The sequence below is a fragment of the Desulfomarina profundi genome (assembly GCF_019703855.1).
Classification (GTDB): Bacteria; Desulfobacterota; Desulfobulbia; order Desulfobulbales; family Desulfocapsaceae; genus Desulfomarina; species Desulfomarina profundi.
Window position 1 is genome coordinate 1,544,728 of record NZ_AP024086.1, and the last position, 24,965, is coordinate 1,569,692.

The window sequence follows — 24,965 nt, forward strand, 5'->3', positions numbered from 1 at the left end:
TTGAAATATACTACCAGGATACAATAACCCCGGACCTACACATTCAAAATGGAGATAATTATGATTGATTTGGTGAAAAAAGCGATGCTCACAGGTATTGGAGTTGCGTCACTCACGAAGGATAAAATAGAGGATATCGCAAAAGACTTTGCCCAGAAAGGTAAATTATCCGAACAGGAAGGGGAAAAACTCGTTCGAGAAATGGTCAGTAAGACCGAGGAGTCAAAAGAAGAACTGAAAAAACAGATCAATACCATGGTAGAGAAGGCTCTTGCCAAAACTGAGTTTGTCAGGACCGCAGACATTGAGGAACTGCATGGAGAAATCGCCTCTCTCCGTAAGGAAATTGAGGCATTACGCAATGGGAAAACAACCTGAGATTCTTATTTTGCCGGCGAAACCTTTTCCTTGATCTGCTGGATAAAAACTGTCATTTCTTCCAATTTGAAAAGATAAAGTATTACACCATATACAGCAGCGGAAACACCAATCAGGACCATTACTGCCAGAAACTGGACAATTCGATTGGTGTGTAGAACTGTTTCAAGTACAGACTGCCCGGCAAGCAGAACAGCAAGAAGACCTGCTGCAGCGCAAAGTATTTTGAGCAGGGCACGGGCAAGATATTTCAACCTGAAACCCTGCATTTTTATATGCAGAGTGGTGAAAAGAAAAATAAAATTAAGAATCATGGTGCACGATGTGGACATGGCGATTGCCAGATGTTGATATGTATCTATGGTTAAGGTGATGAAGACAATATTGGTGCCGATGGCCAGAAAACTGGCTACAACAGGGTATTTTGTCTTGTCCAGGGCATAAAACGCGGGCACCAGTACTTTGTTTGCGGAGTATGCGAATAATCCGACAGCATAAAAAGCAAGAGTTCGTGCTGTTGCCACCGTATCGGCTTCTGTAAAGGCACCATGTTCAAAAATCAGCCTGATAATGGGTTCAGCCAGAATTATCAGACCGAAAGTTGCCGGGACTGTCAATGCCAGAACCATTGTGAGTGATGATACCATGGTTTCTTTCATTTCCATTATGTCTTTTCGCGCTGCCTGTTTTGCCAAAACAGGCAGCATGGCAATGGACAGAGCGACCCCGAAAAGACCTATCGGCAGTTGAACGAGTCTGAAAGCATAGTTAAGCCAGGAAACAGACCCCTCAGCGCAGCTTGAGGCAAAATTGGTATTAATAAAAATATTAATCTGTGTCGCAGAAAGTCCGATGGTTGCGGGTACCATCAGTTTTAAAATTCGTTTGAGACCAGTGTCACTAAGGTTGAGGACAGGTTTATAGCGATATCCTGTTTTATACAGGGACGGGAGCTGAATGCCCAGCTGCAGGATTCCACCGATCAATGTTCCGCAGGCCATACCCATAATGGCAGGCTGGCCGTAACGGGGCAGGATAAAAGCCAGAGAAGTACCGCCAATGATGGACCCGAGGTTGAAAAAACTTGAAGCCAGTGCAGGAATAAAGAAGCGGCCCCTGGTATTGAGCATTCCCATGACGACTGCCGAAAGAGAAATCACAATGAGAAACGGTAGCATTACCACCGTTAATTTACGGGTGAGTTCACTTTTTCCGGCAATGAGATCAAAATCCGGTGCCAGCAGAGAGACAATCGATCCGGAAAAATAAATACCGAGGAGGGTTATAATACTGAGAAGAACAGCAATAAAAGTGAGGACAGTTGACGCAAGCTTCCATGTCTCTTCCCTGCTTTTATTCGTGTCATAATCAGAAAAAACAGTAACAAAAGCTGCTGACAGTGCTCCTTCACCAAAAAGATCCCTTAAAAGATTAGGGATTCTAAAGGCAACAACAAATGAATCGTAAGCAAACCCGGCACCAAAAAGAGAAGCGAACACCTGTTCCCGAACAAGTCCCAGCAGCCTGCTGCACATTACGGCAACAGAAACCACTGCTGCTGATCCTGAAATAGATCTTTTATTTCTGTTTCTATCTTTTTTCTTTTTCTGAGCGATCAAATGAAAACAATCCGGAATTAATTAATGATATTGATTCTGTTTACACCTAAATCCTGCACTTCGAAATTTTTTCCTTTTCTGTTTGAAATGTTATGAAAGATATTTATTTTTTTCTTCATTTTCCTGTCCTTCAGGATTGGTATTTTTCCAGAATCTATTGCGTTATCAATGGTTTGAAGTATGTTTACACGTCTGTGCTCTCGATACCTTATATCTTCAGTAAGATTGACAATTGCAGGATTTAAACTCAGCCAGGCAGGTACTGTTAAAATCCACATAAATCAGGATGACTTTGAGCCAGAAGCCGCCTGAACTGTTGAAAGGTGCAGGTTAGTATCTATTGAACAGTACCGAGTAATAGCAGCTTCAGGAATAAAAAATGCACCTGGTGGCTTCCGGGTAAAAAGTGTTTTTGGTGGACAAAGATACATTGATTACAGTAAATTTGCCAGAAATTCATCTTTCCGTTATCTTTTCCATTGTCTTTGGATAATTAATTTTTTCAAATTGATCACCTCGAGCATTCTTGCTTGACTTTGTAATTTGAAATTGCATATATGATGACTGGTTAATTTTTTGGAAAGAATCCCGGTTCTGTAACTTCCCGGTAATGTTCTGCCTCAGGTAGCCAACATTATAGTTTCAGAATTCAGGTATAGAAGGGCTTGTGGAGTGCAAAATTTTTTTTGAAAACAGCATTGAAAAATCGTCGATTTTGAGGAGATACGAATGCAGGATACAAATATGATTAGAAACATAGCAATATTTGGTCATGGAAATTGCGGAAAAACTTCACTAGCGGAGGCCATGCTTTTTACTGCCGGGAAAATTAACAGATTGGGTAAGGTGGATGACGGCAGTTCCGTAATGGATTACGAAGATGAAGAGATAAATAGAAATATTTCCATCAGCTCCAGTTTTAATAATTATACCTGGAAAAAGCACACGATCTATCTCACAGATACTCCCGGAGATGATAATTTTCTCAATGAGGCCCTGTTTTCTTCTTATGTGTGTGACGGAGCTCTTTTTACTATCGGCGCAGTCCTTGGAGTAAAAGGACAGACGGTCAAATTTGCCAATATTGTCAAGGCTAATAATATTCCTACAATTATTGCCGTCAATAAAATGGACAGGGAGCGTGCGGATTTTTCAAAAACCCTTGAAGAAATGAAAAGTTCTCTTCCTTTCACTCCAGTCGTTCTCCAGTTGCCCATTGGGGCCGAAGATGATTTCAGGGGGTTTGTGGATATACTTGAAGAGAAAGCCTATCTTTTTGATGGGGACAAGGGAGGTGTCACACCCACTGATATTCCATCGGATTTAGCTGATGATGTGGCTGTATACAGGGAAAGCCTGATGGAAAACGTGGCGGAGACTGATGATGACTTGATTGAAAAATTTCTGGAAGAAGGGGAATTGGGCATTGACGATATGAAAACCGGACTTAAAAACGGTGTTCTGAGTGGTGATATTACTCCTGTCTGTGTTTGCGCTGCCACGAAAAATTTTGGTACTGCTCCTCTGCTTGATGCGATTAATACCTTTATGCCGTCACCTACCGACGGAGAACCGCTTACTGCAGTTAAGCCTGAATCTGAGGAAACCGTAGAAATAAAACGATCTGTTGATGAACCGTTTACGGCCCTTGTTTTTAAGACCATGGCTGATCCCTATGCCGGCAGGCTGACAATTTTCAGAGTTTTCAGTGGAATACTTGAAGGCGACAGTTTTTATAATGCCAGCAAAAAAGAATCGGAACGATTTGGCCAGTTGTATCTCCTTGAGGGCAAAGACCAGAAACCTGTTGACAGTGCCGGTCCCGGGATGATTGTGGCTGTTGCCAAGCTCAAGGAAACCGGAACAGGGGACACCCTCTGTGATGCAGCGAATCCAGTTCTTTTCAAGCGACCTGAACCTTTAAAGCCTGTAATTTCCTTTGCTGTAAGTGCTAAAAAAGGTGAGGAAGAAAAGGTGTTCTCATCAATCACCAAGATGCTTGATGAAGATTTGACTCTTAAGCTCACCAGACAGCAACAGACCAAGCAAGTCCTCCTCTCAGGTGTTGGACAGGTTCATCTTGACGTGGTCGGATCAAGAATCAAGAGAAAATTTGGAGTTGAGCTGGAACTCAATACACCAAAAATTCCATACATGGAAACGATCCGTTCCTCTGCCAGAGTCCAGGGAAAACACAAAAAACAGAGTGGCGGACGGGGACAGTATGGAGATTGCTGGATAGAAATATCTCCGTTGCCGGGAGGTGGCTATGAGTTTGAGGATAAAATTGTCGGCGGTGTCATTCCGCAGCAATACAGACCTGCCGTTGATAAAGGTATTCAGGAGGCTATGGAAAAAGGTGTTTTGGCCGGTTATCCTGTAATTGATGTCAAAATCGTCCTTGTTGACGGATCTTTTCATAATGTTGATTCCTCGGAAATGGCGTTTAAAATTGCCGGTTCTCTTGCATTCAAAAAAGGCGCCCAGGAGGCCGGTCTTGTACTTCTCGAACCGTACATGAATATGGAAATACGGGTCGGAAAAGATAATGTCGGTGATGTTATGGGGGATCTGAATTCAAGGCGCGGCAAGGTTATGGGAATGGATTCCGATGAAAATTCAGAAATCATTAATGCCCAGGTTCCGCAGGCTGAAATACTCTCTTACGCCACCGATCTCACATCGATGACAGGCGGCCTTGGTACATTTACCATGGAATTTTCCCACTATGAAGAGGTTCCGGGGCAAATTGCAGAAAAAATTATAGCAGAGGCCAATAAAGAATAAGGTCTCAATTCTGCGATTTGATCGCATTTTTTCTAAACATTGTGTTAATTTTGATATGGTTTTATACATTCACAAAGTCAGGCAGGTGTTTTTGTTATCAAATTAACACAATGTTCCCAAAGGTCAGCACAGACACAATCTATCATTCAGGATTTATATCAAATATATTCGGTCATGGATAATCAACAGGAACAATACAGTTGTGCTGTGCTCACCCTCAGCGACAAAGGTTCCCGGGGTGAACGTGAAGACACCAGTGGAGAATTTTTGAAGAAGACTCTTACCGAGGCCGGGTTTATTCTTCAATCCTATGAAATTATTCCTGACAGAAAAGAAATTATTATCCAGTCGTTAAAGGACCTGGTGGATAACAAAAGAATCACACTTATTGTCACCACCGGTGGTACAGGTGTCTCACCTACGGATGTCACTCCTGAAGCAATGGAGGAGGTTGTGGAAAAAGAGGTACCTGGTATGGCAGAGGCAATGCGTGCCGCCAGTCTTTTGAAAACGAACAGAGCCATGCTTTCCAGGGGAAAAGTTGGCATTCGAGGAATGAGTCTTATAATCAATCTTCCGGGCAGCTTGAAAGCGGCCCGGGAAAATCTTGAAGTTGTCCTGCCGGTTATTCCTCATGCCCTTGAAAAGATTCTCGGAGGAACGAGTGATTGCGGGGCTGAGTGATTTTCAGACCAGCTCAACCTGAGCTGTTTCCTGTTCTCCCAGGGATATGATTTTGCCAATAACAACGGGTTCTTCTCCTACTGCTTCAAAATGGTGACAGATATCCGACACCATTTCTTCGTTGACAATTATCAGTAATCCTATACCCATGTTGAATGTGCGGTACATTTCTTCACGAGGAATATCACCCATTTTTTCAAGGAATTGGAAAATTGGCTGAGGAGTCCAGGATCCTGTATCAATGACAGCTTTACATCCCTTTGGAAGAATACGGGGAATGTTGTCATAAAAGCCACCCCCTGTATTGTGAACCATTCCATTCAGCTGATAATTTTTCAACACATTAAGAACAGGCTGAACATAAATCCTGGTTGGTTTGAGGAGTTCTTCACCGAGGGTGCAGGCAAGTTCCTCCCTGTAATCTTCCACAGAAAACCCATGGTCAGAAAAACAGATTTTCCTGACCAGAGAATAACCGTTTGAATGCAATCCACTTGATCTCAGGCCGATAATTACATTTCCACTGCTGATATCTGAACCGTCTATGATTTCATCACGTTCAACAATTCCTGTTACAAATCCTGCAAGATCGTAGTCTTTTTCCCTGTATAATCCGGGCATTTCGGCTGTTTCTCCACCTACCAGTGAACATTTTGACTGAATACATCCTTCAGCAATACCTTTGATTACTTCCTTTGCAATACCCAGGTCAAGCTTGCCCACTGCGAAATAATCAAGAAAACTGAGTGGAGTGGCCCCGCCAACAATGAGATCGTTGACGCACATTGCAACCAGATCAATACCAATTGTATCATGTTTTCCACAGAGATGTGCAATGGCCAATTTTGTTCCAACTCCATCTGTGGAGGTGACGATAACCGGTTGTTTATATTTATTAGTGTCAATGACCAGGTGGGATGCAAATCCTCCAATCCCCCAAGGACACCTCGTTGATGAGTGGATCCGACAAGATCTTTAATTTCTTCTATAAAGGCATTGCCTTTATCAATGTCCACTCCGGCTTCGCTGTATTTTGATTGTTTATTTTCAGTCATAATAGAGTTGTTGTTCGTATTTAACCTTCTTCAATTGCACTGGAACCTATAAGAATCTGCAAAGCGGACGGTGTTTTTCTGAATCTGTCAGATAAACTTTTTACCACTATTTTAAGTCGATACATAATACAAAATCCCCAAATCATCACAGATTCAGGTTCCAGCAGAAAGAGACTCTTTCTCAAGTAGCCATCATATTAACACATCCTGAAAAAAGCAATGGAATTGGGCAGCCCCCGGGTTGATTCAGGATAGTGAATTTACCCATTGCACGATGATGGCAATCTGGTAAATATGACAGCATGAAATTATTGATACTTCTTGTCGGACTCATACTCATTCTCGAAGGGTTTCCCTATGTTGCAGCCCCGGAGGCCATGAGGGACTGGCTGAAAAAACTCAGTGAAATGGACCCTGCGCATATGCGTGCAATAGGACTGATATCAATGATTACAGGATTGATTATTTGCTATATCGTCCAGAAGACATCATTGTTTGTCTGATTGTTCCTCAGTGTTGCGATTGAGAAAATACAATGTCCCGTTTACCCAGCTTTCACCTTCCTTTCTCAACGTTGTACTGATCCATTTGATCGGCTTCCAGCCGCTTTCTCTTGCAGTTTCCATTATATATTTCGGTGCATGAAGAAACCTTCCGGTTTGTCCAAGATGATAACCCGGTTTGTCACTGTTCTCTATTGAAAAGCAGAAGAGGGTGCGTTCTGTGGAAACGGTTGAGATTGCTTTCATTACTGGACCAAGATCTCCCATGTATGTCAGGACATCAGCTGCTATAATCAAATCAAAAACAGCATTCTCTTCCTGAAGATATCTTGTTATTTCACATACTTCAAGTCTATCATATATGTTTTTGCTTTGAGCCTTTTCCACCATTTTTTCTGATATGTCTATTCCTGTCAGTGTGTCACACAAGTCAGCGAAAACGGTACCGGCAAGCCCGGTTCCACAACCGAGATCAAGGCATTTTGAAAAATATTTCACTGGATAGTTGAGAGTTTTAAAAGCAGATTTAAGCTTGTCAGGCACACTGTACTGCAGGTCCTCAAGGAGGTGTTTTTCAAATGTATCTGAATATTCATTAAAAATTTCCTCTACATATTGATCTGGAATAGAAGAAGTCTTTCCTCCGGTAATTGCAAACAGCATATGTCTTGCTTGACTATTACTTGGATCAATTTTAAGAATCCGTTCGTAAAGTTGGGCAGCTTTCTCGTGGTTACCAAGACGATGATAGACATAGGCCAGGTTTTTTAAAGCAGAAAAATGTGTGTCGTCAAGAGCCAGGGTCTTTTCATAAGACTCAGCCGCCTTGTTAAAATGACCTGTTTCCCGATAACAGTTCGCAAGATTGTAGTACGGTTCCGGATCTGAAATGAGTTTTCCGGCCAACTCGGAAAAACCAGCTATCGCATCTTCAAGCCGGCCGCATTTTTTCAAACAGAGAATATAATTGAAATGGAGATCCACATCATCAGGTACAAGTTTGAAAGCTTTTCCATACATTGCTGCCGCTTTTTCAAATGCATCCATTTCAAAATAGAGCATCGCCATCCGGGTATAGAGGTAAGGGGATTGGGGGCAGAGATCATGAAGTTGACTCAACATTGCCTCAGCCCGGATAAAATCTGACAACTGGTAATATTCACAGGCTTTTGCGAAAATATTTTCTATTTTTTTTGAATCCAGCATTTCCGGGAAAACTTATAAAAAAAGATAGACCTTGATGAGCAGACAAATGTAGAGTAAATGATTTGGGCAATATACTTGTCTGATCTGCGATGACAAGTAGTTTTTTCTAAACCCCACTCTTCGGTGTAACGTATGGATAAGATAGCAAAAAAAGAACTCGTTGGCAACGAAGGAATGGTAATTCTGGATATGGTGCGAAGATTGAATCGTCGCGGAGCGACCTCCAATCTGTCAAAACTTATCTCCAAGACCCATCCCGCCGACATGGCATGGGTATTCAGGCACCTGACAAAGGATGAGCGGACAGCAGTATTTAATATTATAGGGGAAAGTGAATTTGTCGGTGAGTTTCTCAGCGAACTTGATGACGCATTTGTCATTGAGCTTGTAAAAGAACTTGACCCTCCCTCCATGGCTGAAATTTTATCAGACATGCCTTCTGATGATGCAGTTGACCTCCTGGAAATTCTTCCGGAAGATCTTGCTGATACAATTCGGGAGCATATGAAGAAGAAGGACAGGGAGGAAGTGGATGAACTGATGCAGTATCATCCCGAGTCTGCCGGTGGTCTCATGTCCCCTGACTTCATGTATCTTGATGAAGAACTCACTGCCGGGGATGCCATTAATGTCATTCAGAACCGCGGTGAAGACAAAGAAATGGTTTTCTATCTTTATATCACCCATGGGGACCGTAAACTCTCCGGTGTAATTTCTTTGCGAGAGTTGCTGCTCCATCCGGCTGAACAGAAGCTGAAAGAAATCATGAATCCCAATGTTATATCTGTCAGCACTGATACGGAAAGGGGAGAAGTAGCCCATGTAGTCTCTCAATATAATATTCTTGCAGTGCCCGTTGTTGATTCAAATTACACCCTGGTTGGTATTGTTACGGTTGATGATATTATTGATGTTATCCGAGAAGAGGCAACTGAAGAATTTCTTCAGATGGCTGGTGCAGGTAAAGATAGAGAAATACTCCTGAAATCCACTAAAGAAAGCGCATTCATTCGGGCACCCTGGCTTTTTGCATCATGGATTGGCGGGATTGTAACCATGTTTGTCATTGGTTCATTTGAGCATGAGCTCGCCAAAGTAATTGCCCTTGCCTCCTTTATTCCCATTGTTACCGGAATGGGAGGCAATATTGCTGTTCAAAGTTCCACAATTGTGGTCAGGGGAATAGCCACAGGCAGAATCAACATGAATGAAGCCTATAAAGTCGTCTTTAAGGAAATCCGTGTAGGAATCATCCTTGGACTTGTTTACGGAACGGTTCTTGGAGTTGTTGCTTTTCTTGGTTTTGCCGAGCCCCCCCTTCTAGGTGTTGTTGTCGGGGGAGCTATTTTGAGCAGTATGGTGATGTCTGCCTTTGTCGGAACATCAATTCCTCTAATATTTAAACGCTTCGACATTGATGCTGCCATAGCGACCGGCCCTTTTGTCACCACATCCATTGATATTCTCAGCACCCTCCTTTATCTCTGGTTCGCAAAAATCTTTCTCAACCTGTAAGTATTGAGTATGGACAGACAGTATGAATTTTAAAACCAGTTCATTAACATTATTTGTTGTATTCGGTATAGGACTCTGGCTGATTTTCAGCTCTTTGACAGGGTATTTCAACGGAGTAGATGCCGATCCACGGCCTGTTACAGCCCGAGGCGATCTTGCCCAGGACGAGCAGAACACCATTGAAATCTTTCGTCTCAATTCTCCGTCGGTGGTGTACATTACAAGTATTGCCCTGAGAAGGGGCTTTTTCTCTTTAAATGCTGTGGAAATTCCAAAAGGAACCGGGTCCGGTTTTGTATGGGACAGGAATGGTAGAATTGTAACAAACTACCATGTCATCAGTGATGCAAATAAAATAAAGGTCACCATGGCAGACGGTTCCACCTGGAGAGCTGTTCTCATAGGTGTCGCTCCTGACAGAGATATTGCCGTATTGCAGATTGACGCCCCATCCTCGGTTCTTCGTCCCATAACAATCGGCAGATCCAGTGATCTCCAGGTGGGTCAGAAGGTCTTTGCCATCGGCAATCCTTTTGGACTGGATCAAACAATTACTTCCGGAATCATCTCAGCCCTGGGACGACAGATTAAGTCAGTTACCGGACGAACTATCCAGGGAATGATTCAGACTGATGCCGCTATTAATCCAGGGAATTCCGGGGGCCCTCTACTTGACAGTGCGGGGAGGCTTATTGGTGTAAATACAGCTATCTACAGTCCGTCAGGGGCTTATGCGGGAATAGGGTTTGCCGTACCTGTAGATACAGTCAACAGTACCGTACCCAAGGTTATTAAATACGGCCATGTCATAAAGCCCGGTATTGGGGCCACCCTTGCTGACAAGAGACTGGCGGAGAGATTGGGGATAAAGGGAGTTTTGATTCTTGCTGTCGAGGCTGATGGTCCTGCTGCCAAAGCAGGATTGCACCCGACCATGCAGTATATGGGGGAAATTATCCTCGGTGATATCATTACAGCAGTCGCCGGGCAACCGGTGACATCCTATGATGAACTGCGAACCGAACTTGAAAAATTTGAGGTGGGTCAGGAAGTGTCACTCACTGTTCTTCGGGGAGACCAGTTGTTTGATGTTAAAATACATCTTACTGCAATCAATTAATACCTAAATCTTGCACTTCGGCAGGTAGCGTAGACTCCGAACTTGTCAATTGCAGGATTTAGTGCCTTACTCCTGAATTTCTGTCATAAATACAAGAAAGGGGAAGGTGTTTTGAAATTAAATGGTTAGGTTTACTCCCGGATGCTCACTCTGATTTTTGCAATGTGGGCCAGCGAACCCACAAACGCCTGGCTGAGTTTCACGCGTAATCAGAAATTGATAGTTTTATCAGGTAGCAGGCCATTATTTTTCAATGCAAGATTTCTGGACCTTGCCAGTTCCCGCATATCGAGTTCCTTGTCTGATTCGTCAATAATCTCCCTGCCGACGATTTCTTCAAGTATATCTTCCATGGAAACAATCCCCGTCATCGTACCATATTCATCCACAACAACGAAAAGATGTTGTCTACGATCAAAAAAATCTACCAGCACACGATTTAAGGGGGCTGTTTCCGGGACAAAATGGGCAGGATTGCTGAATTCATACAGTTTACAACTGCTTTTCCCTTCCGCTGCTGCCAGAAGAACGTCTTTGCGCATCACAATACCACTCACCTCGTTGGGTTCTTTTTTATACACTGGAATCCTGCTGTGACTGGAGAGTTCGGTAACCATGGACATTGCTTCTCCAACCGTAAGCTCCTCATCCATGGAAAAGGTTACCGTGCGCGGGGTCATAACTTGTCGAACAATCTTGTTTTTTAATTCAATAATATTATTTATTACCTTTTCTTCCCCGACTTCGATATCTCCTGACTTGAGGGAAAGAGCAGCAATGGTCTGAATTTCCTCAGCACTGATTGACTCTTCCTTCCTGTGCGGTAAAAGCCTTGTCAAAGACCTGCACACCCAAACTATCGGCTTGAGAACAAAAACCATAACCCTCAAAGGGTAGGTGATTAAAGGCGCCAGGGTGTACGCAAATGTAACGCCTATTGTTTTCGGAAGAATTTCTGAAAATATAAGAATCGCCAGGGTAAAGGTTGCAGAAAAATAGAGGAGATTGTCATCTCCAAACATTTTTGCTGCAGCAGCCCCGGCGACAGCAGCTCCAATGGTATTGGCAATTGTATTTAAAGTGAGAATGGCTGTTATCGGTTCATCAATGTCAGAACGCAAACGCTTGAGGTGTTCGGCCGCGGAACTTCCGTTTTTTTTAAGCATCTCAACCTGACTTGCGCTTATACTGTACAGAACCGCTTCACATATTGAACAAAGTGCTGAAATGGTGATTGCAAGGATAATGGCAATTATTAATGTCTGTAACACTGCTTTTCTCCAGGAAGAAAGGTTCTCAAACAAATTTTCAAATCATTCGATAACCTGGTAATTATCTACATTAAAGACTATGATATTTTATAGCAAAACAACCCCGGCATAATAATGACTCAGGAACAATTCCAAGGTGCTGCGTTTCATTAATTTGTACTGTTATTTGAATTATAATATATTTTATCTGATAATAAACGGAGAAGTATTTATTATCTGAAAGTCCCGCCTCAAAAGGTTGTTTTGTCAGAGTTGAGATTTTCATTGTCTCATTGAGCCTAAAGTACATGATTGATTGAACCAGCCATTCGATAGTATTTTGGGTAAATAAAAAAAGGATAAGAAATGAAAGATACACAATGTACTGTTTTTAAGAACAGCGCAGAAAAATATTCAGGTGATCTCCTGGTTGCTCTGATCACTATCGACAAGGACGAACAACTCAACGGCCCAAAGGAAGTCCAATATATTCTTGGAGAACTCAACCAGCTAGATGAGTTTAAAGGAAAGAATGGAACGTCTATACAACTCTATCCTCCCTGGGAAACGCCAGGAAAAAGACTTCCGGCCCAAAGAATGCTGCTTGTCGGACTCGGGGAAATCGATAAAAAAGATTCTCCGGACACAATCAGAGAACTGTTGAGGACGGCCGCAGGTACTGCTGCACTCCAATGTGAAAAAAACCGTGCTGAGAACGTATGCATCATTCTCGGAAAATTCGGAAAACTTCACCTTCCTGACGCTGCAGAGGCTCTTACAGAGGGAATACTCCTGGGAGGATATAGTTTTACAAAATACAAGACAGACACAAAGGAACAGTATTCTGGATTAAAAAAGGTCATATTCTCCACGTCTTCTTCTGTCGCAGCAGTGAAAAAACGTGTGGAAATGGCAGTCACGTCCTCAAAAAGTGCTATTGTCGCAAGGAATATGGCTAACGAACCAGGCAATCTCTGGACATCTGGGGAATTTGGTCGATATGGACGAAAAATTGCAAAGAAATACAAGCTGAAATGCAGAGTCTACGGAAAGGCCGATATCAAAAAAATGAAAATGGGAGGTCTTCTGGCTGTCAACCAGGGTTCTCAGGATCCTCCTAAACTCATTGTTATTGAGTACCTGCCTGAAAAAAAATCTGATACGATTCTTCTTGTTGGAAAAGGACTGACCTTTGATTCGGGTGGTATAAGTCTTAAACCGGCAGCAGGCATGATGGACATGAAGTATGACATGTGCGGTGGTGCCGCTGTACTTGCCGTTATGGAGACAATTGCAAAAGAGAAACCGAAAACAGGGGTTGTTGCCATTGTTCCTGCCACGGACAATATGTCAGGGGCAGGGGCCTTAAAACCCGGTGATGTCATAACACATTATAATGGAACTACCTCTGAAATTGAAAATACGGATGCGGAAGGCCGCCTTATTCTCGCTGACGCTCTTGCATTCGGTATTAAAAAATTCAAACCGGACTGTGTCATTGATGTTGCGACACTTACAGGGGCAGTAATAGTCGCTCTGGGCCATCATCACTGCGGGATATTCAGTAATAATGATCAACTGGTAGAAAGGCTGCTAAACGCAGGCATGAAATGCGGAGAACCTTTTTGGCGTTTGCCTCTTGGAGAATCGTATTCAAAACAGATTAAATCACGAATTGCGGATATCAAAAACACCGGTGGCCGGGACGGAGGGTCCATTACAGCAGCAGCATACCTGCAGAACTTTGTTGAAGATATTCCCTGGGCTCATCTTGATATAGCAGGAACTGCCTGGGATTTTACTGAAAAATCATATATACCGAAAGGCCCTTCAGGATTTGGTGTAAGAACTTTAATCGAAATGATACGATCATGGGAAAATGGTAAACTGAAATGTTCCGATTGAAGTTACAATTTCTCAACCAACCGAAATGGTCGAATCTTGAGGATCGTTCATTTATACCTCTTGGCATTTATGTTTTTTAATACCTTACTCCTCAGGTTTTGTCATAAAAAAAGAAAAGGGAAGGTGTTATGAAATTAAATGGTTAGGTTTATTTTCAAGGTACATGTCCCCCTTGTGGGTGTTAGATGCAACAGAGCAATAAAAATCAGACTGCGGCAGAAATACTTTACAATCTGGATTTTCAGATAGAAAACTCCTATTGCATGCCATACAGGAGAGTTGTGACGTGGTAAAAAACAGAACCGTTATCGTTATTGACAATGAGGTGCTTGCAGCAGACCTCTGTCGTAAAATGCTTCTTCCCCTTGGATACTCAGTAGTTTGTGCATTCAGCGGAGAACAGGGTATTGATCTCGCAAAAAATAAGCGTTTTGATATTGCAATTATAAGTGACAGATTGCACGACATGCCGGGTGTTGAGCTTTTTTCCCTGCTCAGGCAGAAAAATCCTGTCATGTCCGGAATTTTAGTGACCGATCAAACCAGTGTTGAACTGGTTGTAAATGCCATGAACAGCGGATTCCAGAGGCTTCTTCAAAAACCTCTTAAAGGACCGCCTCTTATTGCTGCGGTGCAGGATACATTAGAAATAGTAGAGCTTCATGAAGAAAATATCAGGATGAATACTTTGCTTCCACTGTATGAACTTGGTGAAAAATTCATGAAGGCTGAAAAAGAAACCGAAGTTTACCAGGAACTCCTGGCAGCAATAAGACAGGAAATTGATGTTACATCCGTCTCGATTATGATGTTTGATCAGGACGAAGAGGTATTAAGGATTGTAGCTTCCTTCGGTATTGACCCTGAAATAGCCAGCAGGGTGAGAATTAAACCGGGTGAAAAAATTGCCGGAAAAGTTTTTAAACTCAAGAAGCCGGTCATACTTAATCGCAACGAGAAAAATCCCGACCAGTTTCTTAAACTGCTGAAAAGAAGTGAAATAGCAGCTTCCATTTGTTTTCCCATGCGAAACACTGAAAAAGTTATAGGGATGGTTAATATTGCCCAGACAAGGGAAAATACTGTTTTCAGCAGTGGCGATATCGAAATGCTGTCAGTGATAGTCAAACAGTCTCTCATGGCCCTCGAAAAAATATGGTCCATTAAAAAAAGAGAGGAAACCTGCAGGGTTACTGCGCTCCTGGAACAATATGTTTCCCCAGAAATATCAGAAATTCTTGCCGACAAAAAGGATTTCCCTCAAGATTCCGGAAAAGTACTTGAACTGACAGTTCTTTTTGCCGATATCAGAAAGTTTACTCTCCTCGTTCAGCGACTGCCACCTGCAAAACTGAGAATATTTCTTAATGAGTTTTTTGAACTTTTTGCAGAAATTGTTTTTTCCTTCAGAGGAATGCTTGATAAATTCATGGGAGATGCTGCCCTGGTTATTTTCGGGGCACCTCTTGAAATTGATACACCATCTCTTTCTGCTGTCAGTGCGGCGGAGCAGATAATGAGGGAATTTGAAGTTCTCAGGTGTTTGTGGACAAAAAAGAACTCTGTTTTCAAGGAAATCGGCCTTGGCATAGGAGTCAGCCGGGGACCCATGTTTCTCGGAAATGTCGGATCAGTCAGACGTCTTGACTACACTGTGATAGGTACTGATGTTAATATAGCCCAACGACTGGCTTCAGAAACGGCATCCGGACAGATATTACTGACGGAGAGGGTTTATAATGATATTAAAAAAACATACAAAATAAACTCCGGAGAAAAAAAATTGCTGAGGGGTATGGATTCAGAGATTATGATATACTCCCTTACCCGCTGACCAATGTCCGCAACCGATGCCCGTCCTGGCATCGGCAAAACAGACGTATTTCAAAAGTCATGTCTTCATGGACAAGTACCAGTTACAAGAAGCATTGTCTTATCGCGAAAGACAACTGTGTCTTTCGGATATAATTTTCGTCCTCGACGTGTTTCGATACTATCGTTGACCTTTACCTCCCCCTGAAGGATCACGATTTTCGCCTCAACACCATCCTGAACAAGATCAGCAAATTTTAAAAATTGACCCAGACTGATTGGCATTTTTTTTATAGTAATCACTATAGGATTTTCAGACGTTTTTGTATATTGCAATGGACTTTCTCTCTTCTGAATTCTTGACCGGCTTTGGACGGTCAAGTAAAGTACTTGAAAAATAATGAGAAAATTATTTTATAATAGAGTATTCATTTTAATGAAACCTCATTCCCGAGATTACCAGGCTTGAAAAGCCGGTAAACAACGCTCGTTAAGGAAAGAGGTGAAAACATTTTAATCATTTTAAAAGGGAGTATGAACTATGAAATGTAACACAGTTTTCAATATTATAGTCAGGTATTGTGCCATTATACCTGTATTGATTCTTTTAAATGGCTGTGTTGGCATGGGTTTTAATTCGGCCCCTCCTCCTGAAGAAGACAGTAGCCTTGCCCCTGTAACAACGATGGTTGAAAGCTATGGTGATATCGAACTGCCTATTGAAATGAAACTCGTATCCAAAAAAAGTATGGCAATGCGTACGGACTCTTTCCAGGGCGGTATTCATATCTATCGGGGCAGGGTGGAAATCTCCTCACTTCGAGATTATATTGTGGCTTCCATGAGAAACCATAAATGGAAGATGGTTGGCGAAGCTTCTTATAATAACGTAATGCTCGCCTTTACAAAACCAAATAAAACCTGCATGGTTGTACTCTATGAAGATTCTGCAGGAATTCTTGGCAAGACTCAGGCCAATTTTTATGTGACTGTTGATGTGGCTGCCGCCAGTCGGTTAAATCCATTTGGTGAGCCAATCAAACAGTAAAATGGTGAAAATATATCCAGATAAGCTGAGTTACTAGGGCAAAAACTGATATCAGGCGGAAATATCTCCGCCTGATATCAGTTTTGTAATGATGCCTGAAACTCTCATAAATTCCTCAATTGTGATGCATTCCGGTCTGATTGAGGGATTAAGACCTGCCTCTTCGATTGCCTGCCTTGTCAGTTCCTTATTCTTCCTGCCATCTCCTTTCAACTGTTTCAGGAAAAACCCACCGCCACTGAGTGTATTCAAAACTGTTTTTCTTCTCTGGCTGAATGCGATACGAACCACCCTGGGAAAAAGAGGCGGGAGAATATCATTTTCCAAGGAGTTACCGGGAAAAGAAACAGCAGGAGAATTGAAATCAATTCTGACAACGATAGAGTCTATTTTCGGCCGTGGATGAAATTCAGATGGCTTGAGTGTCAGCAGTTTCTCCACTGAAGCACAGGCACCCAGGAGGATGGTTGGAATACCGTATTCCTTTGTTCCCGGACGCGCAACAAGCCTGTCAGCGACCTCTTTCTGCAACATAACGGTTGCGGTTGATAGGAGGGTGTGATTATCAATGAGCTTGAATATAAAGGGATTGGAAATAGAGTAGGGGAGATTGGCAAGAATAATAAGATCGCCGATCTCATTGTGCAATTCTTTTAAATCAGCTTTAAGGATATCATTGTGAATAAGGTTTACATTTGCAGGCAGGTCTCCTTTCTCCTTATGCAACCTGATAATACCACTGTCAATCTCATATCCATAAACATAATGAACTGCCCGGGCGAGAGGAACAGTCAGAGCACCGAGACCTACTCCAACTTCAATTACAGTATCATTTTTGCTGAGCCGGGCGCTCCTGACTATACTTTCAGCCGTGGATTTGTAGACAAGAAAGTTTTGTCCGAAACGTTTCTTGGGGGCGAGCCCCTGGTTTTTCAGTGTTGCTCTGGTATATCCGTATTTATGCATTACAATTTATCGTCTGGGAGCAAAAAATGCTCTTCAAAAGCTTTTGTTGACTTTCATGGAACGTCTGAAAAAATAAAGAGCTATGAAATAACTGAGAAGGCTTATGGGAAGAGCAAACAGGATAGACCCGGATATCATCACTGTGATTGTTTCATATCCAAGATTGCCCAAAACGGCCAGTGAAGCTGCAATACTTTCCGAATGAAGTAACTGGTCAATAACCGTCCTGATTTTCAGCCAACTTACCTCATTGGCAGTAAAAATATTTCCAAAACGAACAGAAAAATAATAAATCGGAAAGTATGTCAGTGGGTTACAGACCACCCAGCTTGAAAGTATTCCGGCAATTGTTGAGGTTCTTGATACAACTGTCATGCCAATAACCAGCAGGGTATGAAAAGGTATCGTCGGAGTCAGACCCACGAATACACCTATTGCGGTTCCACCGGCAAGAAGAGCAGGATCTCCTTTCAGTCGTTTAAATCTCAGATAATAGTACCTGTTAATTCTTCTCAGATTCAAAATAAATTTTTAATTATGAGCTGATAGTCTATACAGTTCAGTCTGGTATTAACCCGAATCTGTAACCACTTAAATGAAGAATAACAATCCAGCGTTTATAAATTCCCACTCAATACAGAAACGATCTGGAATAGACATCTTCATTCGTTCCACTCTGTCCAAAAGTCCGGTATTTATGATACCCGGCAATCCCTATCATCGCGGCATTATCAGTACAGTATATCGGTTCTGGAACAAAAAAAGTAATACCTTCATTCCTGCACCTCTCCCCGAAAACCTGCCGTAGTCGGCCGTTACAAGAAACACCACCCCCAGTACAACCGTATCAATTCCATGTTTACCGGCTGCCAGAATTGTTTTTTCAACAAGAACATCTACCACAGCTTCCTGAAAAGATGCACAGATATCATGCAGAGGGATATTGTCCTCCGAATACTGCCGACAATAGTTCAGAACCGAGGTTTTCAAACCACTGAAACTGAAATCAAGAGAATCTTTTCCAAGCCATGCTCGTGGAAATGTAACACTCTTCGAATTTCCTGTCAGTGCTTTTTCCGCTATATGCGGTCCCCCGGATAGGGTAAGTTAAGAAGTTTGGCTGTTTTGTCGAAAGCCTCACCCGCTGCATCATCCCTGGTTCTTCCAAGCAGTGTAAACTTCGTGAAACTTTCGGCAAGATAAATTGAAGAAGTTCCACCGGAAACAACCAGTGAAATATAAGGAAACAGGGGCTGTTTTTTATTCTCATTCAGGAAAACTGAAAGAATGTGGCCACTCATATGATCAACACCGACCAAGGGTATTGAGTGAACATGGGCCAAAGCCCTGGCAAAGGAAAAACCGACCAGCAACGAACCAGTGAGTCCAGGCCCCTGGGTAACAGCTATCAAATCAATTGCCTCAAGATCAGTTTTACCACGCCTCAGGGCTTCCCGGACAACAGGGTCTATATTTTTAAGATGTTGCCTGGATGCAAGTTCAGGGACAACACCTCCAAAAGGTGTGTGGATTTCATCCTGGCTGCTGAGCACATTGGAAATCAAAGTGTCATTTTCAAGTAATGCAGCGGCCGTATCATCACAGGATGTCTCAATTGCCAGTATCAACATGATTATTCTTCTTTTTATTTAATCAATCTTTATAATTTCTGATTACCCATGAAATCAGGACGGACAGGAGATGTTACCTGGTTTTTTCAGATACTTTGATTATAGTAACTTTTATTGACGAGCCCAAAAAGAATTGGATTCATTGTAAGGAAACTTTATACAGTATTGTAATTTATGCCTGTTTCTCATATACATTGTTTCAATATAGATATGGTTTTACACCTTCACAAGGTCAGCCAGGAAGGTACAGAGAAATGCTGGTTGGAATGTTATTCTTATTATTTCGTTGTCGGAAAGATATAATTTCATGAAATGGTCAACTCTTTCAGATTTAGGTTGTGTTCTCTCCCAACGATGGATTAAAAAGAAACCACTGTATGGTTGGGGTAAATAAAAGTCAATGACTCGCCGAAACTGTATTTCAGAAAGTGGAATTATTTTTTACGTTATGTCAATAAATTGCAACAAGCCTGCCAGGTGCAGGATTGAAGTGAAACAATAACTGCATTAGAAGATTGTGACAGAAAAAACAAAAAATAACTTGCAGATGCACCCGTTAGTCGATCAATTTTCCCGCACCATTTCATATCTTCGTCTTTCTATAACCGATCGGTGCAATCTTCGCTGCATGTATTGCATGCCGAAAGATGAAGAGGATAGTGCAACTTTTTCAAAAACAGGTGAAATACTCCATCCTTCAGACCTGCTCAGTTACGAGGAACTCCTCCGTGTTGTCCGAATTGCTGTTGAAATGGGCATGAACAAACTCCGTCTTACCGGCGGGGAACCGCTTGTAAGACGTGGGATTCTGGATTTTATCCATGAACTGTTCCGTCTGAACGGCCTGAATGAAGTGCGATTGACCACAAACGGGGTTCTACTCTCTGATTATGCTGAAAGATTGTTCAGCGAGGGAGTACAACATATCAATGTGTCCCTGGACACTCTTCACGAAAAGAAATTTCAGAAAATCACTGGACGAAACTATTTTCAAAAGGTCTGGGAAGGACTGCTCAAGGCAAGGGATCTTGGTTTTAAGATAAAAATTAACGTTGTTGCCATGAAGGGTATCAACGATGATGAGTTTGTCGATTTTGCTCGTCTTGCACTCAGAGAGCCGTTCCAGGTTCGCTTTATTGAATTTATGCCGCTCGGGGAAAAGAGCAGCTGGCAGAAAGAGCAGTTTATCAAGACTGAAGATATAAAGAAATCCATTGAAGAAGCGGGAGATCTGTCACCGGTGAAGAACAGTCGGGCCAAGGGACCTGCACGGGTATACGAATTGACGGATAATTCAGGTAGAAAGGGAACTGTCGGGTTTATTTCACCAATAAGTCATCATTTCTGTGACCAGTGCAATCGTCTGAGACTGACTTCAGGAGGGCAACTTCGATCATGCCTCCTCAATGATATGGAAACCGACCTGAAAGGTCTGCTGCGAAATGGAGCTACCGACGAAAAGCTGAGAGACAGTATACGGCAGACAATTCTCAACAAACCGAAAGGGCACAGCCTCCAGGAGGATTGCGAGGGCAATGGTAGACCTTCATGCAGTGGCCAGATGTCAAGAATCGGTGGATGAATCGGCCTGGGGGTAAGAACCGAGCCATTCAAAATAGGAACAAAGTTGTTTCAGTCGCTGGCAGCCCCTGTCGATTTTATCATCCCTGATATGCCCCATCATGTCTAGAAAAAACAGGTACTTCCACTGTTTCCCTTTAATGGGCCTGGATTCTATTTTGGCAAGATTGATATCTTCTTCGGAAAGAACCGTAAGGATCTCATTTAATGCTCCGGGTCGATCCATCAACCCGATAAGAAGCGAAGTCCTGTCCCGACCACTGGGATCCGGTGATTTTTTCCCGATAACAAGAAATCTGGTAGTATTTCCGCGGTAATCCTCAATACCTTTTACTACAACCTGCAGTTCATAGGTTTTAATTGCAAGGGACGATGCAATTGCACCTATATTAGGGTTGTTGGCTGCCATCTGGGCAGCAGCACCGGTAGAAAAAACCGGCAGGGTTGGAACCGAAGGCAGGTGCCTTCTCAGCCACTCCCGGCATTGTGCCAGGGGTTGCGCATGGGATGCTACCGTCTGGATATCTTGAATATCTCCTGAGCGACATACAAGATTATGGCTTATTTCCAGTCGTACTTCACCGCATATCTGAACCTTGTAGTTCATAAAACAATCAAGGGTTGAAAAAACCGCGCCTTCAATGGAGTTTTCCACCGGTACGATACCGTAACTGGTCCTTCCTTTTTCCACTTCTGCAAAAACATCATCAATGGTATCTGCCGCCTTATACTCTGCCGAGTGACCAAAATATTTAACACCGGCAAGGTGACTGAATGTTGCTTCCGGACCTAAAAACGCTACCTCCGCCTTTTTCTGTGACAGCCTGCAGGTTGTTATAATTTCATGAAAAATCGACTTTAATGCATCTGTAGGGAAGACATCATTATTCTCTTTGAGCAATCTGTCATATATTTCTCTTTCCCTGAGAGGATCCCATTTGGCCCTGTTGCCTTCATTTTTCAGCAATCCCACCTGTTTTGCGCATGACAGTCTTTTTTTCAGAAGCTCAAGGATCTGGTTATCAATGGAATCAATTTCATGACGGATTGCCGGTATGTTGTCTTTTTTTTCGTTCACTATTGTTTTCCTGTGCTTTTTCATTTGCTTAGATACAACTACTCTGCTACACAATGCATTTCAGCTAACTGACCAGCTTCATTTCCCGCAAAAGGAAAATAAAGATCGGAAAAAAGGGTAATTTTATATTGACCAAACTGTAAGAAAACAAATAAAGTAGGCCAGAGAAAAGGTTCTGTCAAGTTACTCGTTACTCACACTCCGATTCAGATATAATACAATTTGGAACATCATGGGAAAGAAAAAAATTGAAAAAACGTATGAAGAAATTAATACCAAAATCAAGAGCGGCAAGGCAGTTGTTGTTACCGCAGAAGAGATGATAGACATTGTTCGCAAAGAAGGCAGAGAAGGTGCTGCAGCAAAAGTTGACATAGTTACAACTGGAACATTTGCTCCCATGTGTTCGTCTGGAATGTTTTTCAACTTTGGTCAGATGACTCCGACCATCAAAGCATCCAAGGTGTGGCTCAACAAAGTTCCGGCCTATGCGGGTCTTGCTGCTGTTGATGCATATATCGGTGTTACTGAACCTGCTGAAGATGATCCTCTCAATAAAATATATCCAGGGGAATTCAGATACGGAGGAGGGCACGTCATCGAACAACTTCTGAAGGGAGAAAAAGTTCTTCTCGAAGCCAAGGCGTATGGTACAGATTGTTATGCGGCCCGCAAAATGAAGAAAGAAATCGCCCTTTCAGACCTCTCATACGCCATGTTGTGCAATCCCAGAAACGGTTATCAGAATTATAATTGTGCTATCAATCTATCAGACAAAGCTGTCTATACATATATGGGGATGCTCAAACCCCGTTGTAGAAATGCAAATTACTGCAGCGCCGGTGCACTGAGTCCGCTTTTAAATGATCCGCTGTATAAAACTATCGGAGTGGGAACAAGGATTTTTCTCGGGGGAGGGTATGGTTATGTGACCTGGCAGGGAACTCAGCACAATCCGGCAGTTCCACGCACGCCAGGTGGTGTACCTGTTAAACCCGCTGGAACACTGATGGTCCAGGGTGATTTGAAACAGATGTCCCCTGAATGGTTACGGGGTGTTTCTATTCAGGGTTACGGAAGTTCCATGGCCGTCGGCCTAGGCATCCCAATCCCTGTTCTCAATGCGGAAATGGCTGGTTTTACTGGTGTTTCAGATAGAGATATCATCACTCAGGTTATTGATTATGGACATGACTACACAAATGGTATTGCCCGGAGTTACGGAGAGGTGAATTATGAGGAACTTCAATCCGGCGAAATAACCGTGAACGGGAAAAAGGTAAAGACGGTTCCCCTTTCCAGTCGGGTGAAAGCCCGTGAGATCGCCACATTGCTGAAAAAAGAAATAAACCGTGGGAATTTTTACCTGAACAAACCGGCAGAGTTATTACCAAATGGCTATTAGCTGGTGCCTGGCCAGAAATGCGGGTTAGGCTTTGTATATAATCAGAACAATAACCATTGGGATTCATGTACCCAAAATACCTCAGTCTACTTGAATCATTGTCGAAAATGAACCGGGTTGTTGTAGCCTTTTCCGGTGGCATTGATTCGACCCTGTTACTCTATGCTGCCATTGAATCTCTTGGTCCTTCTCATGTCACTGCTGCAACTCTATCCAGTAGCATTGTGCCAACTATTGCCGCTGAAAATTGTAAACACGTTTTTAACAGACATTTTGCCAGTAAAATTTCTCTTCAGAAGGTTGAGATAGATCCGTTCAGATGGGAGAAATTCACAGACAATAGTGTAAAAAGATGCTATTTTTGTAAAAAAAACATGTATCTCTGCCTTCTTGAAACCTTTTGCACCTCCAAAAAAGGCACAAGACTTCTGGATGGAACAAACAGTGATGATTTAAAAGCAGACAGGCCCGGGTATAAGGCACTGCTTGAATTGGGTGTTGCAACGCCACTGGTCCAAGCTGGTTTGGAGAAACAGGAAATCAGAACTCTTGCCAGTAATTTTGGGCTTGTCAACTCTGACAAACCCTCTAATTCATGCTTGGCAACCCGTATTCCGACTGGAACAAAACTGGACAGGGAGATTCTCCATTCTGTTGACCTGGCTGAAAAATTCCTTTTTGACCTTGGAGTTGACGGTTGTCGAGTACGACCTTCCGGTACTTTAACAATTCTCGAAATAAGAGAACAGGATTTTGAGAAGCTCAGTGATAAATCCTTGAGAAATATAATAACCTCAAAATTTGACAGCCTTGGACTTAAAATTCCGGCCCTCAGTTTCAAAGAGAGAAAAGAATAAAAAAACAGGAAGCTTTCTTTTCGTCAAAAATACTGGTATGAGTATTATTAACATCCTGAATTCAGGACAATGCCGGTGTTTTTATTTTTAATAATTTGCTGAAAATACATCAAAAACATTTAAATCAGGCGGGTTGAAAATTTACTTGCCATGTGAAGTTCCCACGCATATATCCAGAATTATTGCAAAAAAATTACCACACCCGGATGGAGAGTTGGTTTGTTTCCCTGGTTCATACACAACGTCCGGATATGAAACGAAAAGTTATCTTTTTCATTTTCTGAAGTGCAGGATTCAGGCTACAGCTTACCAATCTTTCGAAAAGCCCTGATCAATGAATAGATTTACCGGTTGAGTGATTAATTTACTTGATTCTGTTTTACGATTCAATTATGGTGCCATGATTAGATCGTAAAACCTTGAATACAAAGGATTGTGAAGTTTTTTTCCTGACTGGTATTACAAAATCTAACACAGTTTTTTCTTTGACAATTAAGTCGAGTTTAGGTAAAGCAACATTTCGAGGAAAGAGAGAGCAACACTCGTTGGTCTGTCATACTGAAAA

20 protein-coding genes and 2 pseudogenes are annotated in these 24,965 nt (G+C 42.4%); 12 read left to right on the plus strand and 10 right to left on the minus strand.

The window, feature by feature from the left end; genetic code table 11:
• Positions 1-60: 60 nt before the first annotated feature.
• Positions 61-378, plus strand: a complete 318-nt coding sequence (locus LO777_RS07150; protein ID WP_228856838.1) for a phasin family protein — start codon at positions 61-63, stop codon at positions 376-378.
• 5 nt (positions 379-383) lie between these two features.
• Here LO777_RS07150 and murJ read toward each other — a convergent pair whose 3' ends face one another.
• Together murJ and LO777_RS07160 are read right to left on the minus strand one after the other, a co-directional pair.
• Positions 384-1,931 carry a murein biosynthesis integral membrane protein MurJ gene (murJ, locus tag LO777_RS07155; protein WP_228856839.1) on the minus strand — a complete coding sequence of 516 codons (1,548 nt, stop codon included), beginning with the start codon at positions 1,929-1,931 and terminating at the stop codon, positions 384-386.
• An 83-nt stretch (positions 1,932-2,014) separates the two neighbouring features.
• Positions 2,015-2,275: a hypothetical protein gene (locus LO777_RS07160; RefSeq protein ID WP_228856840.1), complete on the minus strand. Its 261-nt coding sequence runs from the start codon at positions 2,273-2,275 to the stop codon at positions 2,015-2,017.
• A 451-nt stretch (positions 2,276-2,726) separates the two neighbouring features.
• On the opposite strand from LO777_RS07160, the gene fusA reads away from it, so the two are divergent.
• Positions 2,727-4,784: an elongation factor G gene (fusA, locus tag LO777_RS07165; RefSeq protein ID WP_268907527.1), complete on the plus strand. Its 2,058-nt coding sequence runs from the start codon at positions 2,727-2,729 to the stop codon at positions 4,782-4,784.
• A 174-nt stretch (positions 4,785-4,958) separates the two neighbouring features.
• Complete coding sequence (locus LO777_RS07170) at positions 4,959-5,468, plus strand: MogA/MoaB family molybdenum cofactor biosynthesis protein (RefSeq protein WP_228856842.1); 510 nt, start codon at positions 4,959-4,961, stop codon at positions 5,466-5,468.
• 3 nt (positions 5,469-5,471) lie between these two features.
• Here LO777_RS07170 and purM read toward each other — a convergent pair.
• Positions 5,472-6,523: pseudogene (gene purM / locus LO777_RS07175) on the minus strand (phosphoribosylformylglycinamidine cyclo-ligase).
• 302 nt (positions 6,524-6,825) lie between these two features.
• On the opposite strand from purM, the gene LO777_RS07180 reads away from it, so the two are divergent.
• On the plus strand, positions 6,826-7,026 hold the full coding sequence (locus tag LO777_RS07180) for a DUF2065 domain-containing protein (RefSeq protein WP_228856843.1): 201 nt from the start codon (positions 6,826-6,828) through the stop codon (positions 7,024-7,026).
• Here LO777_RS07180 and LO777_RS07185 read toward each other — a convergent pair.
• On the minus strand, positions 7,012-8,232 hold the full coding sequence (locus LO777_RS07185; RefSeq protein ID WP_228856844.1) for a tetratricopeptide repeat protein: 1,221 nt from the start codon (positions 8,230-8,232) through the stop codon (positions 7,012-7,014). The two genes, LO777_RS07180 and LO777_RS07185, sit on opposite strands and share 15 nt — an antisense overlap.
• Positions 8,233-8,364: 132 nt before the next feature.
• Here LO777_RS07185 and mgtE point away from each other — a divergent pair, with 132 nt between their 5' ends.
• Both mgtE and LO777_RS07195 read left to right on the plus strand, forming a co-directional pair.
• Positions 8,365-9,747 (plus strand): magnesium transporter, encoded by a 1,383-nt coding sequence (gene mgtE, locus LO777_RS07190; protein WP_228856845.1) that lies wholly within the window; start codon positions 8,365-8,367, stop codon positions 9,745-9,747.
• Between the two features lie 22 nt (positions 9,748-9,769).
• Positions 9,770-10,867, plus strand: coding sequence for a S1C family serine protease (locus LO777_RS07195; RefSeq protein ID WP_228856846.1), 1,098 nt, complete (start codon positions 9,770-9,772; stop codon positions 10,865-10,867).
• A gap of 209 nt (positions 10,868-11,076) precedes the next feature.
• Here the strand turns inward: LO777_RS07195 and LO777_RS07200 are convergent, their stop codons facing one another.
• Positions 11,077-12,138 (minus strand): hemolysin family protein, encoded by a 1,062-nt coding sequence (locus LO777_RS07200; protein WP_228856847.1) that lies wholly within the window; start codon positions 12,136-12,138, stop codon positions 11,077-11,079.
• A 345-nt stretch (positions 12,139-12,483) separates the two neighbouring features.
• Between LO777_RS07200 and LO777_RS07205 the strand changes: the two genes are divergently transcribed.
• Together LO777_RS07205 and LO777_RS07210 are read left to right on the plus strand one after the other, a co-directional pair.
• Complete coding sequence (locus LO777_RS07205; protein ID WP_228856848.1) at positions 12,484-14,022, plus strand: leucyl aminopeptidase; 1,539 nt, start codon at positions 12,484-12,486, stop codon at positions 14,020-14,022.
• A 286-nt stretch (positions 14,023-14,308) separates the two neighbouring features.
• On the plus strand, positions 14,309-15,856 hold the full coding sequence (locus LO777_RS07210; protein ID WP_228856849.1) for an adenylate/guanylate cyclase domain-containing protein: 1,548 nt from the start codon (positions 14,309-14,311) through the stop codon (positions 15,854-15,856).
• Between the two features lie 65 nt (positions 15,857-15,921).
• On the opposite strand, the gene LO777_RS07215 is transcribed toward LO777_RS07210, so the two are convergent.
• On the minus strand, positions 15,922-16,137 hold the full coding sequence (locus LO777_RS07215) for an RNA-binding S4 domain-containing protein (protein ID WP_407929130.1): 216 nt from the start codon (positions 16,135-16,137) through the stop codon (positions 15,922-15,924).
• A gap of 238 nt (positions 16,138-16,375) precedes the next feature.
• On the opposite strand from LO777_RS07215, the gene LO777_RS07220 reads away from it, so the two are divergent.
• On the plus strand, positions 16,376-16,882 hold the full coding sequence (locus LO777_RS07220) for a hypothetical protein (RefSeq protein ID WP_228856850.1): 507 nt from the start codon (positions 16,376-16,378) through the stop codon (positions 16,880-16,882).
• A 51-nt stretch (positions 16,883-16,933) separates the two neighbouring features.
• Here LO777_RS07220 and rsmA read toward each other — a convergent pair whose 3' ends face one another.
• From rsmA to tsaD, 3 genes and pseudogenes are all read right to left on the minus strand, one after another.
• Positions 16,934-17,848 (minus strand): 16S rRNA (adenine(1518)-N(6)/adenine(1519)-N(6))-dimethyltransferase RsmA, encoded by a 915-nt coding sequence (gene rsmA / locus LO777_RS07225; RefSeq protein WP_228856851.1) that lies wholly within the window; start codon positions 17,846-17,848, stop codon positions 16,934-16,936.
• A 33-nt stretch (positions 17,849-17,881) separates the two neighbouring features.
• Positions 17,882-18,370: a DUF2062 domain-containing protein gene (locus LO777_RS07230; RefSeq protein WP_228856852.1), complete on the minus strand. Its 489-nt coding sequence runs from the start codon at positions 18,368-18,370 to the stop codon at positions 17,882-17,884.
• Between the two features lie 109 nt (positions 18,371-18,479).
• Positions 18,480-19,479 (minus strand): annotated as a pseudogene (gene tsaD, locus LO777_RS20980) (tRNA (adenosine(37)-N6)-threonylcarbamoyltransferase complex transferase subunit TsaD).
• A gap of 547 nt (positions 19,480-20,026) precedes the next feature.
• On the opposite strand from tsaD, the gene moaA reads away from it, so the two are divergent.
• The gene (gene moaA / locus LO777_RS07250) at positions 20,027-21,061 is read left to right on the plus strand and encodes a GTP 3',8-cyclase MoaA (RefSeq protein WP_228856854.1); all 1,035 of its coding nucleotides are present in this window, start codon (positions 20,027-20,029) and stop codon (positions 21,059-21,061) included.
• Here moaA and pheA read toward each other — a convergent pair.
• Positions 21,044-22,138: a prephenate dehydratase gene (pheA, locus tag LO777_RS07255; RefSeq protein ID WP_228856855.1), complete on the minus strand. Its 1,095-nt coding sequence runs from the start codon at positions 22,136-22,138 to the stop codon at positions 21,044-21,046. The genes moaA and pheA overlap by 18 nt on opposite strands.
• A 232-nt stretch (positions 22,139-22,370) precedes the next feature.
• Between pheA and LO777_RS07260 the strand changes: the two genes are divergently transcribed.
• Both LO777_RS07260 and LO777_RS07265 read left to right on the plus strand, forming a co-directional pair.
• Positions 22,371-23,543, plus strand: a complete 1,173-nt coding sequence (locus LO777_RS07260; protein ID WP_228856856.1) for a homocysteine biosynthesis protein — start codon at positions 22,371-22,373, stop codon at positions 23,541-23,543.
• Positions 23,544-23,608: 65 nt separating this feature from the next.
• Positions 23,609-24,400 (plus strand): adenine nucleotide alpha-hydrolase family protein, encoded by a 792-nt coding sequence (locus LO777_RS07265; RefSeq protein ID WP_228856857.1) that lies wholly within the window; start codon positions 23,609-23,611, stop codon positions 24,398-24,400.
• Positions 24,401-24,965 lie beyond the last annotated feature (565 nt).

Coding starts and splice junctions, on each gene's coding strand:
- LO777_RS07150 (WP_228856838.1), top strand. CDS start 61: ATGATTGATTTGGTGAAAAAAGCGATGCTCACAGGTATTGGAGTTGCG.
- LO777_RS07160 (WP_228856840.1), bottom strand. CDS start 2,275: ATGTGGATTTTAACAGTACCTGCCTGGCTGAGTTTAAATCCTGCAATT.
- fusA (WP_268907527.1), top strand. CDS start 2,727: ATGCAGGATACAAATATGATTAGAAACATAGCAATATTTGGTCATGGA.
- LO777_RS07170 (WP_228856842.1), top strand. CDS start 4,959: ATGGATAATCAACAGGAACAATACAGTTGTGCTGTGCTCACCCTCAGC.
- LO777_RS07180 (WP_228856843.1), top strand. CDS start 6,826: ATGAAATTATTGATACTTCTTGTCGGACTCATACTCATTCTCGAAGGG.
- LO777_RS07185 (WP_228856844.1), bottom strand. CDS start 8,232: ATGCTGGATTCAAAAAAAATAGAAAATATTTTCGCAAAAGCCTGTGAA.
- mgtE (WP_228856845.1), top strand. CDS start 8,365: ATGGATAAGATAGCAAAAAAAGAACTCGTTGGCAACGAAGGAATGGTA.
- LO777_RS07195 (WP_228856846.1), top strand. CDS start 9,770: ATGAATTTTAAAACCAGTTCATTAACATTATTTGTTGTATTCGGTATA.
- LO777_RS07205 (WP_228856848.1), top strand. CDS start 12,484: ATGAAAGATACACAATGTACTGTTTTTAAGAACAGCGCAGAAAAATAT.
- LO777_RS07220 (WP_228856850.1), top strand. CDS start 16,376: ATGAAATGTAACACAGTTTTCAATATTATAGTCAGGTATTGTGCCATT.
- rsmA (WP_228856851.1), bottom strand. CDS start 17,848: ATGCATAAATACGGATATACCAGAGCAACACTGAAAAACCAGGGGCTC.
- moaA (WP_228856854.1), top strand. CDS start 20,027: ATGCACCCGTTAGTCGATCAATTTTCCCGCACCATTTCATATCTTCGT.
- LO777_RS07260 (WP_228856856.1), top strand. CDS start 22,371: ATGGGAAAGAAAAAAATTGAAAAAACGTATGAAGAAATTAATACCAAA.
- LO777_RS07265 (WP_228856857.1), top strand. CDS start 23,609: ATGTACCCAAAATACCTCAGTCTACTTGAATCATTGTCGAAAATGAAC.